Source organism: candidate division WOR-3 bacterium, assembly GCA_039801365.1.
Taxonomy (GTDB): Bacteria; Hydrothermota; Tepidihabitantia; order Tepidihabitantales; family Tepidihabitantaceae; genus JBDRUN01.
This window is the reverse complement of record JBDRUN010000023.1, coordinates 1-14276: the sequence shown is the minus strand read 5'-3', so window position 1 is coordinate 14276 and position 14276 is coordinate 1. Positions and strand designations below refer to the sequence as shown.

The window sequence follows — 14276 nt, the reverse complement described above, 5'->3', positions numbered from 1 at the left end:
AGTGATCAGAACACCGCACATTCCGGAACTGAAGGCAAGTCTGACAAACTAACTGAAACAGCAACTCAGCCGGCTTCTGAACTTACCATTCAGACCAAGACTCAAATGCCATCTTACACATCCTGTGATGCAACCACAGACAGACTATGTCAAGCCTTTACTCACAGGCCACTTAAGAAGCCACCTTAACATTCGGCTCAACCCTGAAGTCAAAACCATCCTGACCTTGCATCTCAATGGCGGTTTCAGAACGCGACTCAGATGGGGAGTCACTCCCCGAGTCACTGGGTAACCCCCTGGCCGTGTGCTCGCTTCCGTACCGGGTTGCCGGTTCTGCACCATATCGAAGCGTCGGTCAAAGACTTATGCAATTGGCCCTTGCTGGCAGCGCTTACAGTATACCCCAAACAGAACGTTGCAAGCACTGCACCGGATTGGTGTTAGAGTTCTGTTCGTCGGTTCGGACAGGTCAGCCAGCACTTCCTGGCTGACACAGACCCCGTGACCGCCAGCCCGGACAAAGTCCTGGCAGGCACACTCGAAGGCTGTGGGAAGCTAGGCTGAACCTCTTGCTAGCCCAAGACAGCGAGCACGCAAATCGCTCAGCCGAGCTCGGCCAGTCTTGCAAGACAAAACGGTAGTGAACAGGAGAATAGCATGACTCGGGCGGAGTCACTGGTAAGGTGTGGTCAGTCTGACAACTCTATTCTCTTGCTTCGCGCTCAGCGGCACCGGGTTTCAAGCGCGTGCGCAGAGCAAGGAGCAGCCGTTGACACGTGTCGGTCTTGTAGTCCGGATAGGTCCAAGGCAATGGCTCGTACCGACCTTGGTGGAAGATGAGCGTGACTTCAGCCGAGATGCCGGAACCAAGGTAGATGCGGTGAGCAAAGTCCTTGGTTGAAGCGAGTACAAAGTTGTGCAGTGTCAGAATTCCGGGGTCGAGATTGACGGTGCGGACATGGTGTATTGAATATTGGTCTGCGAGTTGCGAACTTGCCGGCACCGAAAGCTGTTGTTCAAGACGGATAGTTGACACCTTGATCTCAGCTAATTGGTCGGCCGGAACTAGTCGGGAAAAGCCGAGCCACGAGCGGAGAAGGTTCTTGCCCAGTTCCGGTTCGTAGTAGTCGGTGAAGTCAAACGGGATTATCTGGCTTCGCTCGGCAACCGGGCCGAACGCTCCAGTAAGCAGTCCTTCGGCCTGGGCGAGCGTGGTCTCTTCCCGGGCAAGTAGACCGATGACAAGGATGGCACAGGGACTTGCCGATTCAGGGCGAGTTGGTCTCTTCACGCTTGTCCTGGTCTGTCGATGCTTCGGTCGTCGGTGTCGGAGTATCGGGTTCATGAACCGGCCGGCACTCTTGGACCGGTTCAGAAGTCCCGGTCAAGACCTTGGCATCGTAGTCCATTGCCAGCGATTCGGCCGCAGTACGCTCAGGCTCGACCATCTGTCCGGCAAGGAAAGCCCCGAGCTCTTCGAGCGGCGGCAAGGCGTCGAGTGACTCAAGACCAAAATAGCGCAAGAATTCCCTGGTCGTGCGGTAGAGAAAAGGTGACCCGGGTCGATGCGCGCGGCCGGCAGTAGTAATGAGCCGGCGTTCAAGCAGGGTGACCAGTGGGCCGGAGCAGTCAACCCCGCGGAGCTGTTCGATTTCCGGCCGCGTGACTGGCTGTCTGTAGGCGACAATCGCAAGTACCTCGAGTGCCGGTCCGGAAAGCCGCTGCACGTACTGACGTCGGTAGAGTTTCTTGACCGTTTCGGCAAATTCCGGCAGTGTGTATAGCTGGTAACCAAGCGCAACCTTGTGAATCCGGAAAGTGCGGCCGGTTTCCTCATACTGCCGATTAAGGTCGGCGATTGCCATCTGTGCGACCGGTGCTTCGATTCCAGCGAGCTCACACAGGCGCGCCATCGTCAGCGGCGTGTCTGCGGCAAAGAGCAAGGCCTCGACTGTCTGGAGCGCGCGCGTGCTCAACGGCACGGGTGACAGCGGAAGTTCACCAGCACCATCAACCGCGGGTTCTGCGAATTGCGTTTCCGCCGCGGCAGATTCCGCCGGAATCGCAGATTCAGGTTCTTGGGCAACATCGTCCGCAGGTGTCACCCAATCGGCGCCAACGCCAGAAGATGTCGCTGTCGGTTCGGATTCCGGCCCGGGTGCCGGTAGATGCGGTCTCAAGCTGTTGTCGGTCATGCCTTGCCTCTCAATCGGAACCGCGCAAGCAGCGCTACGACCGAGACCCGCAGGTCCTTTCTTGAAAGAAAACAGGTCAGCCGGGTCTCAGAGGTGGAGAATGCACTCAGGTGCACACCAATGTGGTGCAGTGTCTCCAGGGTTCCGGAGATTATCGCCGGGTCTGACCCCACACCCGGGCCGATGACTGACACCGAGCACAGGTCTGAAGTCAGGTCTATCTTCTTGGCCCGGACTTCACGGGCAACCCGGCCAAGCACCTCGCCGGACTTTTCAAGGTACTGTTCTGGCAGAACAAACGTGAGGTCGAAACGACCAGCCTCAGGGATACCGTGGTTGAAAAGCATAAGCGGCACACGCTCTTCAGCCAGCCGGGTGACGACCTGGTGCAGGCAGCGACGTTTTTTCGGCACGCCAAGCAGGCTGATGCGCACAAGCTTGTGCTCGTGGGTGACAGCACGGACAAAAGCTTTTTCCAGATGTTCACTTTCGCGGACCATGGTGCCTCGCTTTCTGTCGAATGAGGAACGGATGACAAGCGGCACGCGGTACTTGCCGGCAAGCGCACAGGCGCGCGGGTGGATGACTTCAGAACCGGAGCCGGCGAGTTCGGAGAGTTCTTCAAAGCTCAGTCGCGGTACCGGCCGAACACGGTCAAATTCATTCGGGTTCTCGGTGAAGATGCCCGGTACGTCCTTGTACAACTCGCATTGACGCGCGCCGAGCACCGCGGCCAGAGCTACGGCCGTGACGTCCGAACCGCCCCGGCCCAGGGTTGTGATTTCCCGGTCAAGGCTCACGCCCTGAAACCCGGCAACAATCGGTACCTTGCCTTGGCGCAGTGCCATCCGCAACCGGTCAGCTCTGATTTCCTGAATCCGGGCATCGGAGTGAAAGCGGTCGGTAATAATGCCGACCTGAGAGCCGGTGAACGAAATCGCGGCATGACCGCGCTCCATTATTGCCAGTGACAAGAGCGCCATTGTCTGACGTTCACCGGCTGAAAGCAGCATGTCAAGCTCACGCCGGGCTGGTCGGGCCGAGAGTTTATGCGCGAGCCGGTTCAGTTCGTCCGTGGTCGAGCCCATTGCCGAGACCACAACGACCAACCGCTCACCAGTGCGGCGGCGTGCCACGATCATATCGGCAACGCGGCGCAGCCGGTCAAGGTCGGCGACTGAGGTCCCACCGAACTTGAGAACACAGACCGATGACAACTTGCGGATCACCCTCTGGATGCTTCCAACCAGCGACCGATTCGTCGGGCCGCTTCGCACAGGCGTGGGGCAGGCTGGACGAGTGCAAACCGGATATAGCCACGGCCGTAACGGCCAAACCCGGACCCGGGCGCGGCTACGACCTTGCATTCCCTGAGCAGGTCGAGCGCAAAGCGGCCGTCATCATAAGCAGTGACCCCTTCTATCTCTGGCACTCTTGTCCAGACGTAGAATGTCGCCTCGGGCACAGGAACACTCCAACCATGCCTTGCCAGTTCGGAGCAGAAAAGGTCCCGGCGACGACGATAGAGCAGCCGGGTGTTTCTGCTCAATGCTTCAGCACGGTCAAGTGCATAGGCGGCCGCATCCTGAATTGCGCCGAACGGGCCTGAGTCGGTGTTCTGCTTGACCTTGAGGAGCGCACTCACAAGCTTCGGGTTACCAACCGCCATCCCGATTCGCCAGCCGGCCACCGAGAAAGTCTTAGAAAGAGAATGAAATTCAATGCAACACTGCTTTGCACCCGGTGCGGCAAGAATGCTCGGCGGACGGGCACGGCTGAAATACAGCTCGGAGTACACGTTGTCATTTGAGACGAAGAAACCGTGCCGGTGGGCGAGACGAACAAGTTCGCGGTAGAAGCCGGAATCAGCGGTTGCGGCAGTCGGGTTATTCGGAAAGTTGATACACAACAGCTTGATGCGTGGGCCGATACGGTCAATATGGCCCAAGTCGGGTAGAAAACTATTCTGCTCAAGCAGTGGCACGGCAACGAGCCTTGCGCCGCATAGCCGCACCTGGTTCATATACATCGGAAATACCGGGTCGGCGACCGCCACGGTGTCACCCGGACCACATACCCCCCAGATAAGATGCGCAACACCCTCTTTTGAGCCAAGAAGCATCACCACTTCTGACTCCGGGTTGAGCCTGACCCCGAACCGGCGACGATACCATTCAGCGACAGAATGGCGAGCCGATGGTTTGCCGGCATAGCTCGGGTAGCGGTGGTTTGCGGGAAGTTCAAGGGCTCGCACCAGTGCGCGGCGTACCGGTGGCGGTGGCGGCTGGTCCGGGTTTCCCTCACAAAGGTCAATGATATCACCCCGAGTTCGGGCCTTGAGGTCGTCAAGCTCCTGAAAAAAATAGGGCGGTATCAGACTGAGCCGCGTGGCGGCAGGTTCTCGCACGGCAAAGAATTACCTAGAAACCTGAGAAAGTCAAGGCTAAAAGGAACGCTCCACGGTGGAGTGCGACAACCTGCTGCCACTTTCCGAGCGCAGCTCTGCGTGCCCCAGAGCCCGTCCCGGTGCAAGGCGCAGCGCCGGGCGCGTACTTTATCTGTTGCCAAAGCCTGGACCGGAGATAGAATTACTTGATGCCAAATTCAGGTTCGGGTGCGAGCGACGACAAACAGTTGCCCATCGGCCGAGGCTCGGCCGCGTCCCGGTTCGAACAGGGCCGCGTCGCATTCTACGCCGGAGATGAGGCAACGGCGCTCAAATTGTTCAGTGCCGCGCTCAAGGTCGAGCCGGACAATTTGCACTGCCTGTACCTGACCGCACTCTGCGCTCACATTCTCACCCGGGAGCAGTTGCTTGAGAATGCTTGCTCGCGTGCACTTGAACTTGCCCCCCGACACCCATATACCGTCGCCTGTGAGGCTGTGCGTTACCTCTACCTCGCCAACTTTGAGCGGGCTGAGACATTGTTCGAGCAGGCGCTGCGAGTCCTGCCTGATGAACTGGACTTGCTTCTTGGTCTGGGCACACTCTACGAGTATTCCGGCGACCGGGACAAGGGAATTGAGGTGTACAATCAGGCGCTGCGTATCGCACCGGAGAATATTCGGGCCCATATTGCGCTCGGCGGGCTGCATGCCTTGGGCGGCGAATTTGATGCGGCATTTGCCGAGTATCAGCAGGCGAAGGAGCTGTCACCGGACTTTGAGAGCCCGCATCAGCGACTGGGCCGCGATTACTACTTCGAAGGAATGATGGAGCAGGCGGCATCGGAGTTTGCGCAGGCGGTGGATGAAGACCCGGACGAGCCGGCAGCATACTTCTTCCTGCTCGACTGCCTGCGCCGACTGGACCGTACTAACGAATCGCTTGATGTGTATGACGAGATCAAGCGCCGGTTTGGCGCCAACCCGGAGGCCACAGCCGGCTTGTTCGAGCAGTTCAACATGCGCGCCGAGGCTGTGGCCGCACTCGAACAACTGTCCAAGAACCGACCGGACTCGCCGGATGTACTCTTGCGTCTGGCCGGCGCATACCGAGATGCTGGTCAGCTCGAGCGGGCAGTCGAGGTTGCGCAGCAGTTGTGCCGACTTGCATCCGACAATCCGAACGCGATGCTGATGCTCGGCGACCTATATTTTCGGCTCGAGCAGTACCAGTCTGCAGCCTCTTTCTGCCGCCGGGCGATAAAGCTCGACCGCAACGCTCAGCCGGCGTACGTACTCCTGGCCGACGCACTCCTGTTTCTCGGCCTTCAGAAAGAGTCCTACGAAGTCATCCGGGAAATGGAACGGGTTCGCCGAGAGGCCTGGGAAAGGTATCAGGCCAAGTTCTCAGGCCAGGACCGAGCCGACGCCGGTCTGTAGTTACGGAATTCTAAGTTCAGAACTGCCCAACCGGGCCTGCGGCGTTGCCGCTGATTCCGGGCGTCCGACACCCGGCTTGACTCGTTATAGACGGCATCTAGACTGACCCGACGTGCGCCTGCCCGATGTGAGGAAACTCCCGGCCGCGGTTCGCATCGTCGTCTTTGTTGCCGCACTCTACGTATTCTTTCTTTCCATCGAACTTCTGGCTGACGGGTTCAAAGGGCTGGGTACCGGGTTTGCCCGCACCCTGTTCACCTTGACTGCCACACCGGTCGCTGGACTTTTCGTCGGCATACTTGCTACCGCGGTGTGCCAGAGTTCTTCATCCACGACCTCGATTGTTGTCGGCCTCGTGGCCTGCGGAACCCTGGACATCGCACATGCAATTCCCATAGTGATGGGCGCAAACATCGGTACAACTGTTACCAACACACTTGTTTCCCTTGCGCACGTTACCAGACGCCAGGAGTTTGAGCGGGCGTTCCCGGCTTCCATTGTGCACGACATGTTCAATCTACTCTCGGTTGCAGTATTGCTGCCCCTGGAAATATGGTTTTCGCCTCTGTCCCGGTCCTCGGCCTGGCTGGCGCGGCTGTTTCATGGCGTTGGTGGCCTCAAGTTTGCCAGCCCGCTGAAGCTGGCCACTGCTCCAGTCGGTAACCTGCTGTCCCATGTTCTGGGCGGAATTGCGCCGCTCGCCCTGGTCGTGGCTCTAATACTTCTGTTTCTTTCGCTCAAACTGATGGTGGATTCGATGAAATCGCTTATCAGCCGGCGAGTCGAAATGGTTGTAGATAAGTACCTCTTCGGCAACGCGGCCCGTGCTTTTTTCGTGGGACTGCTTTTTACGGTTCTGGTTCAGTCCAGCTCGGCAACCACGTCCATCGTTGTGCCGATGGCTGGGGCCGGACTCCTGACCCTGCGCCAGATATTTCCCTATACGCTGGGCGCGAACATTGGTACAACCGTCACCGCCTGCTTGGCTGCGCTGGTGACTGGTTCTGCCGGAGCCGTGCAGATAGCCTTTGCCCATCTGCTGTTCAATGTGTTCGGGACAGCAGTATGGTATCCGTTGCGAATCGTACCGATAGCAATGGCGCAGTGGTGGGGAGGATTCTGCGCCAGGCGCCGTACGTTCGCCATGCTCTACGTGATTGTCGTGTTCTATGCAATTCCAGTCGTTGCTGTTATACTATTGAGGAGGCACTAATATGTTACTTACCGACCTGTTGAAGTTCTGGAAAAAGACTACTCTCCTAGACAAAGCCTCAGAGGAATGCGTGGAAATGCTGCGCACCGGACAACGGATGTTTGAATACTCGCTGCGGGTGCTTTTGGACAGTGGGTGCGAAACCGACGATATCTATGCGATGGACCGTAGTCTGAACCAAGGAGAGATTAGTGTACGGCGGATGATTGTCGAACATCTGGCCGTCAACCCCGAACAAGATGCTGTTGCCGCGCTATTTCTGGCATCCATTGTCGGCGACATTGAACGCATCGGTGACTACTGCAAGAACCTGATGGAGCTGGCCCATCACTACCCGGAAAAGCTCGAGGGACAATACATTGATCGCATCCGTGACATCCAGCAGACCGTGGGACAGATGTTTGCTGACACCATCAAAGCTTTCAGCGAGACCGACGCCCGACTTGCTCAATCGGTGATGGAGCGCCACGCCGAGCTTGCCCGTACCTGTGACGCACTCATCGACAAATTGCTCGCGGATACTACGAAGTGCGGCCGTGATGCCGTTATCCGTGCTTTGCTCATTCGCTTTCTCAAGCGGGTCTCGGCCCACCTGAAGAACGTCTGTTCCTCGCTCGTCAATCCATACCACAAGCTCGGCTACAAGCCTGACGGTACGCCCGACGACCGGGACGAATAGCAGGAACAAGCCGGTAGCAAACCGCGAGTGGAAGTCCACTCGCGGTTGCGACTGTTCTGGCCCGTCGCTACTGCAGGAGTACGATTCGCCCGGTCGCGCCGCTGCTCTGGTCCCGGCAGAGATACACTCCAGCCGGAAGTCTCTGTCCTGAGTCGTCCGTACCGCTCCACAAGACGTTGGACTTAGCGCCCGGGCTCGGCAAAGAGCAGACAACCCGGCCGGTCCGGTCAGTTATCTCGACCGGACCGCATGCGGTAATCGTCACTGGTGGCTTACCTGGTACTGGACTGACCACAAGCGCCCCGTGTGGTACGCTGCGACCCTCCTCAAGACCGGTCATTGGCACTCCACGGTAAAACTCAATCTGACCTTCGTACGTGCTCAACAGCAAGTCCGGGGTACCGTCGTTGTTCCAGTCCCCGAACCCGCACCGCGACCCGTAGTAGTAAGCAGTCCTCATCCAGCGCACCGGCGTACCGTCCTCGAGCTTAAGTGTCTCGCCCCGAGCGAAAACCGGCGCAGAGTCGGGGCCCAGATTGCGGAAGAAATGGACATAGCCGTTGTTCTCGCCGCAGATGATGTCCTGCCGGCCGTCTCCGTCAAGGTCGAACACGTAGGGGTTGACGCGGTACAAGTAGATCGCCGAGCCGCCGGCCTGGACGATTGAATAGTCCTGAAACATCGGCCAGGTGTCAGCACCCTGGTTCAGGTACAGCCGCACGTAGTAGTCCTGGGTCCCGATGATAAGGTCCTTTCGGCCGTCGGCGTTCCAGTCGAACACGTTTGGCTCGGAGTTGTAGCCAACATCGAGAACGGTACCGTCAATCAGTCGGTACTGTTTGTACCCGGTGAGCGCGGTGTCGTGCCGGATAAAAACGTTCAGATAGCCTTCGCGGTCCCCTGAAATGATGTCCCACTCGCCGTCGGAGTTCCAGTCCACGACCCGTGGACTTGCGCCGACGCATCAACCCGATGGCAGCGTAATCTGGACGCCGTCTGCCTCCAGATACCGAAAGCCGTTGAACTCCGGAGCTGTATCCGCCCCCACGTTCGGGTAAAACCTTATCATTCCGGATGTGAACTGACCGACGACAATGTCCTTTCGGCCGTCTCGATTCCAGTCGAACATCTGTGGCGCGCCATAGTAGCCAACGTCAATTGGCACACCGGCGTCGTTGACAAGCACCGGCTGGGCAAATCGCGGAATTGCGGCAAAGCACGTACCGACAAGGACAACTACGACCGTCACTGTCTTCATTAGTTACCTCCTTACGCCGGATACACTATAGCTGACCACCAAATTATATCGCATTACCCGCAATGGTGTCAATTGAACTGTCGCACGTAGGTTTTCTGAGCGACCCGTGCCAGGTACTGCTCCAGCCGTTCTGCCAGGTGCTGCTGCTCAAGGTAGTTCCTAATCATGTCCTGCATCTCCAGGTAAGTCATCATTCGCTCCGGCTGCTTGGCAAGTACTTTGACCAGATGATAGCCGTGCTCGGACAGCACCGGCTCGGACACGCCGCCGGAGTCGAGCCTTGCCACGACCGAATCAAACGGCGGCGTCAGGCCGGCAAGTAGGAACTCGCCAAGATAGCCGCCGGAATCACGTGTCATCGGGTCATCGCTCAGTGCCCTTGCCAAAGAGTCAAAAGGCAGACCGGAACTGGCCTTCTCATATGCCGCTCTTGCCCGAGCCAGCGCCCGCGTGGTATCGGCCCGTGTTATCGGCACCCGGATGAGGATCGAGCGAAATGATACCCGCTTGCCCGAACGCGCCTCGAGCTTTACTATGACGTATCCTTCACGAGTCACAAACGGCGGCGAAATTTGCCCCGGCTTGAGCTGCTCCAGTACCATTACCAGCTCGGCCGGGAGTTCGGCAAGCTGACGCCAGCCCCAGTAACCGCCCGCGCCCGCGGTCTTACGGTCTTCCGAGAACGAGCTGGCCACGACCGCAAAGTCGCCACCCCGGGCAAGAACATCCAATACCTCGGCCGCCCGGCGTCCGGCCGCACTCTCGGCCTGTGGGCTCGGCCCAATTGCAACAAGAATGTGTGCGAGCTCGACCCGGCCAGGTACTCGCGCAATCGAGTCCTTGTGGGTGTTATAGAACAGCTCGGCCTCGGCCGGCGAAATGTAGGACTTAGTCAGACCTTCCTTCTCAAGGAGTTTGCGGGCCAGAAGTTTGCGCCGGATATCCTCTTCGTAGCGCCGACGCAGCGTACGTTCGTTCACGCCCTCAGCCACAAGTGCGGCCTGAAACTCCTCCTCTCCGGCAAAACGCTGTTTGAGCGATCGGATGCTCGACTCTACCTCGCTTGTCACCTCATCGCGGCTGACGTCAATTGTGTCCCGCCGGGCCTGTTCCTGAAGGAGTTCGGTGTCAATCAGTTGCTTCAGCACCTGCCGGCGCAAGGTTGAATCCGGAGTGATTGTGTCACCCATTGCAATCCGCACGAAGTCCATCGCCTGTTCAACATCGCTTTCTAAGATTGGGGTCGCGCCGACAACCGCCACAACGGAGTCTGCCGGCGCGGCAAACGACAGACCGCAAAGAATCAGGAATCCTGCAAGGAGAGCAGTCTGGATTCTTACGCGCGTCCTATTGATTTTGACCTCAGACCTCGTCCTAGTTCTCAAAGTAGGCATCTGGCCGGAGCTCTACCTTCGCCTTCTCCCGCAGCGCCGAAAGCATCCGGTCAACCACATCCTGGTTCTTGCGGTATGAGAGCACCGCCTCGATGTAATCCTTCACCTCGGCTAGCGTAACCTCGGCCTTGACCTTCTTCTTGTCCACAAGCTTGATAATCTGGTAACCTTCCTGGCTGGACAGCACGTCCGACACTTCCCCTGGCGCGAGCGAGAATATCGTCTCCTCGATTTCCGGGTCGCCGCCCATCCTGGGGTCACCGACGCCCCGGGCGAAGTATCGCGACTCCTGCCCGCCCTCGAGTAGAATGTCCTGGGAGCGTTCCTTGGCGAGCTTCTTGAAATCGGCACCGGCTCGGATTTCAGCCAAGGTCTTCTCGGCCTCCAAACTGTCCGGCAGCACGATGCGCATTATCTTTACTTCATAGCAGAACTCATCCCGGTGAGCATTGAAGTACTGCATCATTTCCGCCTGGCTAACCGACACTGCCCCGGTCAGCTCCTCAAGAAGCTGATTCACGAGGTAGTCCCGCTCCAGCCGCTTCAACGCCTGTCTTACCTCAGGCTTCTTGTCCAGACCGCGCCGCACTGCTTCCTGATACATCAGCGTGTTTGATACCCACTTGTCAAGAATCAGCGGCAGGTTCTGCTGGTCAACCGAGAAACCTTCGGGAACCATCAGCTCGAACTCTTCCTTGGTCATATAGTCGTTGTTCACCCGGGCCAGTACCTTGCCCTTGGGCCGGGACGGGCACCCGGCAGCCAGCACCAGTATCAAGCCAAGCACAAGCCATACCATCGTCCGTATCGGATTCCGGTCCATTATCACTTTGCTCCTTTCTTCCTTCCGGCCTGACCGGGTTCAACCCCTGCCAGGGCCGCTTCGACAATTTCGATTCGGGCCCGCGAACGCAGCTCGTCCCGGAACTGGGCAAACCTTTGATCTCGGCGCTCGGCAAAAAGCGCCAACCTTATCGCCGGCGCGGCCGCATCCGCATCCTGCCCAGGGTAACTCGACCGGTGTTCCTCGTAGTATCGCCGCACATCATCATCCGTTACCTGGGTCCGGTCAATCACTTCGCGCTTGTACAGCGCCTGGTACAACAGGTCACGCCGCCGGTCGTCAAGCTGCCGCTTGACCGATGCCAGCCGGTCGAACCCACGTGTCAGACCGTCCTCGTACAAGACATCGTCCTGGATTTCGCGCCGGATCGTGTATTTGCGCATGGTAGTATCAAGGGAGGCCGGGAAACGGCGAGCGATGTGCAGCAGTCGGCCGACTTTGACGTATTTGGAGTTGTCCTTGATTGCCACCCATTCTTCCTGCTCCTCGGCCGTAATCGAATCCACCGGCTTGCACATAATGTCAAGGCCCCGGGGATTGTAAGTCAGTCGCGCCCTAACCTGGGCAAGGTATGCTTCGGCCAACTGCCGCCGTTTCTGTTGCTTCAGTCGGAACAGGAGTTCTTGTTTGAGTTCACCGTATGGCGGCGGGGCCGGGTCGGCCGGGCGCCGTTCAACGAGCCGTACAAGCTGATAGCCTTCGCCAACCTTCACCGGCTTCGTCCACTCTCCGGGAGACAGTGCCAGCACCGCACTGCGCAGCGGTTCGTCGAAGGCCAGCTCAGGCACGTAACCGATATCGCCCCCCGCAGCCGCAATGCGGTCCTCAGAATATCGCACCGCGAGTGTCTCGAACGGCACGCCGGTAGCAAGTTCGGCGACAATCCGTGTTGCCAGTGATTCACTGGCAACACTAATTAGCTGGACATGCACCTCGTTTGCTAACAGCCGATACGCGGCTGCCAGCTCAACTTCACTTACCTGGTTGCCTTTCGCGACAACCGCGTTGTAAAGTTCCTGGGTCACAAGCCGCTTGCGGTCAAGCTCAAGTTGATAGGCGATACTGTCTCCAATTCCCCGTCTCTCGGCCTCTTGCACAAATAACTCGCGCGTCACCAAGTCGTCGAGGGCACGGCGTCGGACCGAATCCCAACTGTTGCCTGAATCTGGCCGAGCCGGCAGGACTTCTGCCAACTCACTTGCAAGAATCGGCTTGCCATTCACCCGGGCAACAACTGCTCGGCCAAGTTGTCTTTCTGTGCAGCCAAAGCCAAGGAGGATTACGGCGGCGACAGCAATAAACCGGTATGTTTCTAACATCTGGTTACAATATCCGGGAGTCAGGCATTGTCAATGAGAGATTGCCGATTGCAGACATCTGCGATTCCGCACAATCTAGCAAGCTCCGCCCTACGCCAGACCAAGTAAACGCTTAACGTCAAACTACCACAGTCAGAGCTGTCACCGAGAGACGCTCTCAGAGTCCGGTTTCCCTGATCGCCGACTCGACTTGCCTTACTCCTCGCCCTTGGACTGAGCGCTGGGCTTGGGTCTCTCTGCAAGCCTCGCCTTCAATGTTGTGCGGTGAGAATGCTTCGCGCCAAGTGAGACTGACTTCGTGTTCTGCGCAAGAATAAGGTCGAAGGTGTCGCCTGGTACCAGTCCGGGAATTGCTGTTCCAGCAAACATCCGGTTCTCGCTGAATGCCGCCGGCGCTCCTTCGCCGCGCCAGGTCAATGGGTACGCCACCTCAAGTGTCATGACGCCAGTCTCATCGTCAAAATCAACTTCCCAGTCAAGGTCCAGAGAGTCTACACTGACCCGTTCTGGGTGACCGTGCGCCTTGCCGACAAGATTATACACCTCGGCCGAGTCGTCGGTGTAGAAGCCGACAAGCATATTTGAACCGTCCATCCCCGGCGCGCCGAAGCCGATGCCAAACCAGCCCCGCCCTCTGGTCTCAAGTGCAAGGTATATCAGACTGTCGTCGAATCCCCAAGAGACTGTCAGGCCGGTGCTCGGACTCTTGAGATAACCGGGATATTCATTGTCCTCGCGGTCAACGTACCCGTCAATCGAAACCCGATCCTCCATCAGCGAGTCGTACGGCACAACTGGCATTTCTTGCGCCAGGCCATACCCGAAAAGCAGAAAAGTGACTGTAAGTAGTCTAGTTACGCTCACAATCAACTCCTTTCATGAGACCCACAATTAGCCAATAGTAACAGAATTCAACATGTCTTGTCAATCAGTCGGTTTGCCTGGTAGTATCCTTATTTGTGTGTAACTTGGCTGGAAAAAGGGTCGGGCAGGGTGTATCCTTCTGGCCCGACCGAGTAATGATCGTAACACTATCAAACCATGGAGGATAAACCCATGCCCGAACCCTACTATCTGCACCTGTCGAAGACACAATATATGGAACGCTGGCAGGAGTTCAAGGACTTCTTCCAGGATGATGAGCTCGACGTGGTCCAGCGACCGATGCGCGATACGTTGAAGAAATTCCTGCAGGGTCTCATGCAGGTTGAACAGACGGCGCAGGTCGGTGCCAGAAGGCATAAGCGGTCCTGCCGTCGGACCGACCAGCGTAACGGGTACTACAAGCGGAATCTGCTGACTGCTTTCGGTATGGTACGGGAGCTACGGGTGCCGCGGCTACGCAAGGGTGGTCTACGGACCAAGGTGTTTGCGCGTTATCAGCGGCGCTGGAAGTCGGTGGACAACTACATCCGGTCGTTGTTTCTGGGTGGTGCGAGCACCCGTGAGGTGGGTGAGCTGTTGGAGCGGCTGTGGGGCGTACGTCTGGAGGCAAGCGCGGTGTCGGAGATAGTCCGGGTGCTGGATGAAGAGGTAAAGAAGTTTCATC

Annotated in this window: 14 protein-coding genes; 4 read left to right on the top strand and 10 right to left on the bottom strand. The window is 57.9% G+C overall.

The features are described from left to right. Positions 1–703: 703 nt before the first annotated feature. Genes ABIL25_04655 through ABIL25_04640 form a run of 4 tightly spaced genes read right to left on the bottom strand, consistent with a single transcriptional unit; the run spans position 704 to position 4602 of the window. Positions 704–1291, bottom strand: a complete 588-nt coding sequence (locus ABIL25_04655; protein ID MEO0081569.1) for a DUF4416 family protein — start codon at positions 1289–1291, stop codon at positions 704–706. After that, the gene (gene scpB / locus ABIL25_04650) at positions 1269–2180 is read right to left on the bottom strand and encodes an SMC-Scp complex subunit ScpB (protein ID MEO0081568.1); all 912 of its coding nucleotides are present in this window, start codon (positions 2178–2180) and stop codon (positions 1269–1271) included. The genes ABIL25_04655 and scpB overlap by 23 nt, the downstream gene beginning before the upstream one ends. Positions 2181–2191: 11 nt before the next feature. Further along, positions 2192–3424 (bottom strand): aspartate kinase, encoded by a 1233-nt coding sequence (locus ABIL25_04645; protein MEO0081567.1) that lies wholly within the window; start codon positions 3422–3424, stop codon positions 2192–2194. Further along, complete coding sequence (locus ABIL25_04640) at positions 3421–4602, bottom strand: aminotransferase class I/II-fold pyridoxal phosphate-dependent enzyme (protein MEO0081566.1); 1182 nt, start codon at positions 4600–4602, stop codon at positions 3421–3423. Before ABIL25_04640 ends, ABIL25_04645 begins: the two co-directional genes overlap by 4 nt. 188 nt (positions 4603–4790) lie before the next feature. On the opposite strand from ABIL25_04640, the gene ABIL25_04635 reads away from it, so the two are divergent. The 3 genes from ABIL25_04635 (at position 4791) to ABIL25_04625 (ending at position 7912) form a co-directional block, all read left to right on the top strand. Beyond that, positions 4791–6020 carry a tetratricopeptide repeat protein gene (locus tag ABIL25_04635; protein MEO0081565.1) on the top strand — a complete coding sequence of 410 codons (1230 nt, stop codon included), beginning with the start codon at positions 4791–4793 and terminating at the stop codon, positions 6018–6020. A 127-nt stretch (positions 6021–6147) separates the two neighbouring features. Beyond that, positions 6148–7233 carry a Na/Pi symporter gene (locus ABIL25_04630; protein MEO0081564.1) on the top strand — a complete coding sequence of 362 codons (1086 nt, stop codon included), beginning with the start codon at positions 6148–6150 and terminating at the stop codon, positions 7231–7233. A gap of 1 nt (position 7234) precedes the next feature. Next, positions 7235–7912 (top strand): PhoU domain-containing protein, encoded by a 678-nt coding sequence (locus ABIL25_04625; protein ID MEO0081563.1) that lies wholly within the window; start codon positions 7235–7237, stop codon positions 7910–7912. A 67-nt stretch (positions 7913–7979) separates the two neighbouring features. Here ABIL25_04625 and ABIL25_04620 read toward each other — a convergent pair whose 3' ends face one another. The 6 genes from ABIL25_04620 to ABIL25_04595 all read right to left on the bottom strand — a co-directional run bounded on the left by ABIL25_04620 (position 7980) and on the right by ABIL25_04595 (position 13591). Further along, a complete protein-coding gene (locus ABIL25_04620) occupies positions 7980–8852 on the bottom strand; it encodes an FG-GAP-like repeat-containing protein (GenBank protein MEO0081562.1) in 873 nt (290 codons plus the stop codon). 24 nt (positions 8853–8876) lie between these two features. Further along, complete coding sequence (locus tag ABIL25_04615; GenBank protein ID MEO0081561.1) at positions 8877–9170, bottom strand: hypothetical protein; 294 nt, start codon at positions 9168–9170, stop codon at positions 8877–8879. 68 nt (positions 9171–9238) lie between these two features. Further along, positions 9239–10564, bottom strand: a complete 1326-nt coding sequence (locus tag ABIL25_04610; GenBank protein MEO0081560.1) for a peptidylprolyl isomerase — start codon at positions 10562–10564, stop codon at positions 9239–9241. Next, positions 10545–11387, bottom strand: coding sequence for a peptidyl-prolyl cis-trans isomerase (locus ABIL25_04605; protein ID MEO0081559.1), 843 nt, complete (start codon positions 11385–11387; stop codon positions 10545–10547). The genes ABIL25_04610 and ABIL25_04605 overlap by 20 nt, the downstream gene beginning before the upstream one ends. 2 nt (positions 11388–11389) lie before the next feature. Then, entirely contained in the window at positions 11390–12727 is a 1338-nt protein-coding gene (locus tag ABIL25_04600) for a peptidyl-prolyl cis-trans isomerase (GenBank protein MEO0081558.1), read from the bottom strand. Between the two features lie 195 nt (positions 12728–12922). Continuing rightward, positions 12923–13591 (bottom strand): DOMON domain-containing protein, encoded by a 669-nt coding sequence (locus tag ABIL25_04595; protein MEO0081557.1) that lies wholly within the window; start codon positions 13589–13591, stop codon positions 12923–12925. Between the two features lie 177 nt (positions 13592–13768). Here ABIL25_04595 and ABIL25_04590 point away from each other — a divergent pair. Then, on the top strand, positions 13769–14276 hold a 508-nt coding region (locus ABIL25_04590), incomplete at its 3' end, for a transposase (GenBank protein ID MEO0081556.1).

Coding starts and splice junctions, on each gene's coding strand:
- ABIL25_04635 (MEO0081565.1), top strand. CDS start 4,791: ATGCCAAATTCAGGTTCGGGTGCGAGCGACGACAAACAGTTGCCCATC.
- ABIL25_04625 (MEO0081563.1), top strand. CDS start 7,235: ATGTTACTTACCGACCTGTTGAAGTTCTGGAAAAAGACTACTCTCCTA.
- ABIL25_04615 (MEO0081561.1), bottom strand. CDS start 9,170: ATGAAGACAGTGACGGTCGTAGTTGTCCTTGTCGGTACGTGCTTTGCC.
- ABIL25_04610 (MEO0081560.1), bottom strand. CDS start 10,564: ATGCCTACTTTGAGAACTAGGACGAGGTCTGAGGTCAAAATCAATAGG.
- ABIL25_04605 (MEO0081559.1), bottom strand. CDS start 11,387: ATGGACCGGAATCCGATACGGACGATGGTATGGCTTGTGCTTGGCTTG.
- ABIL25_04600 (MEO0081558.1), bottom strand. CDS start 12,727: ATGTTAGAAACATACCGGTTTATTGCTGTCGCCGCCGTAATCCTCCTT.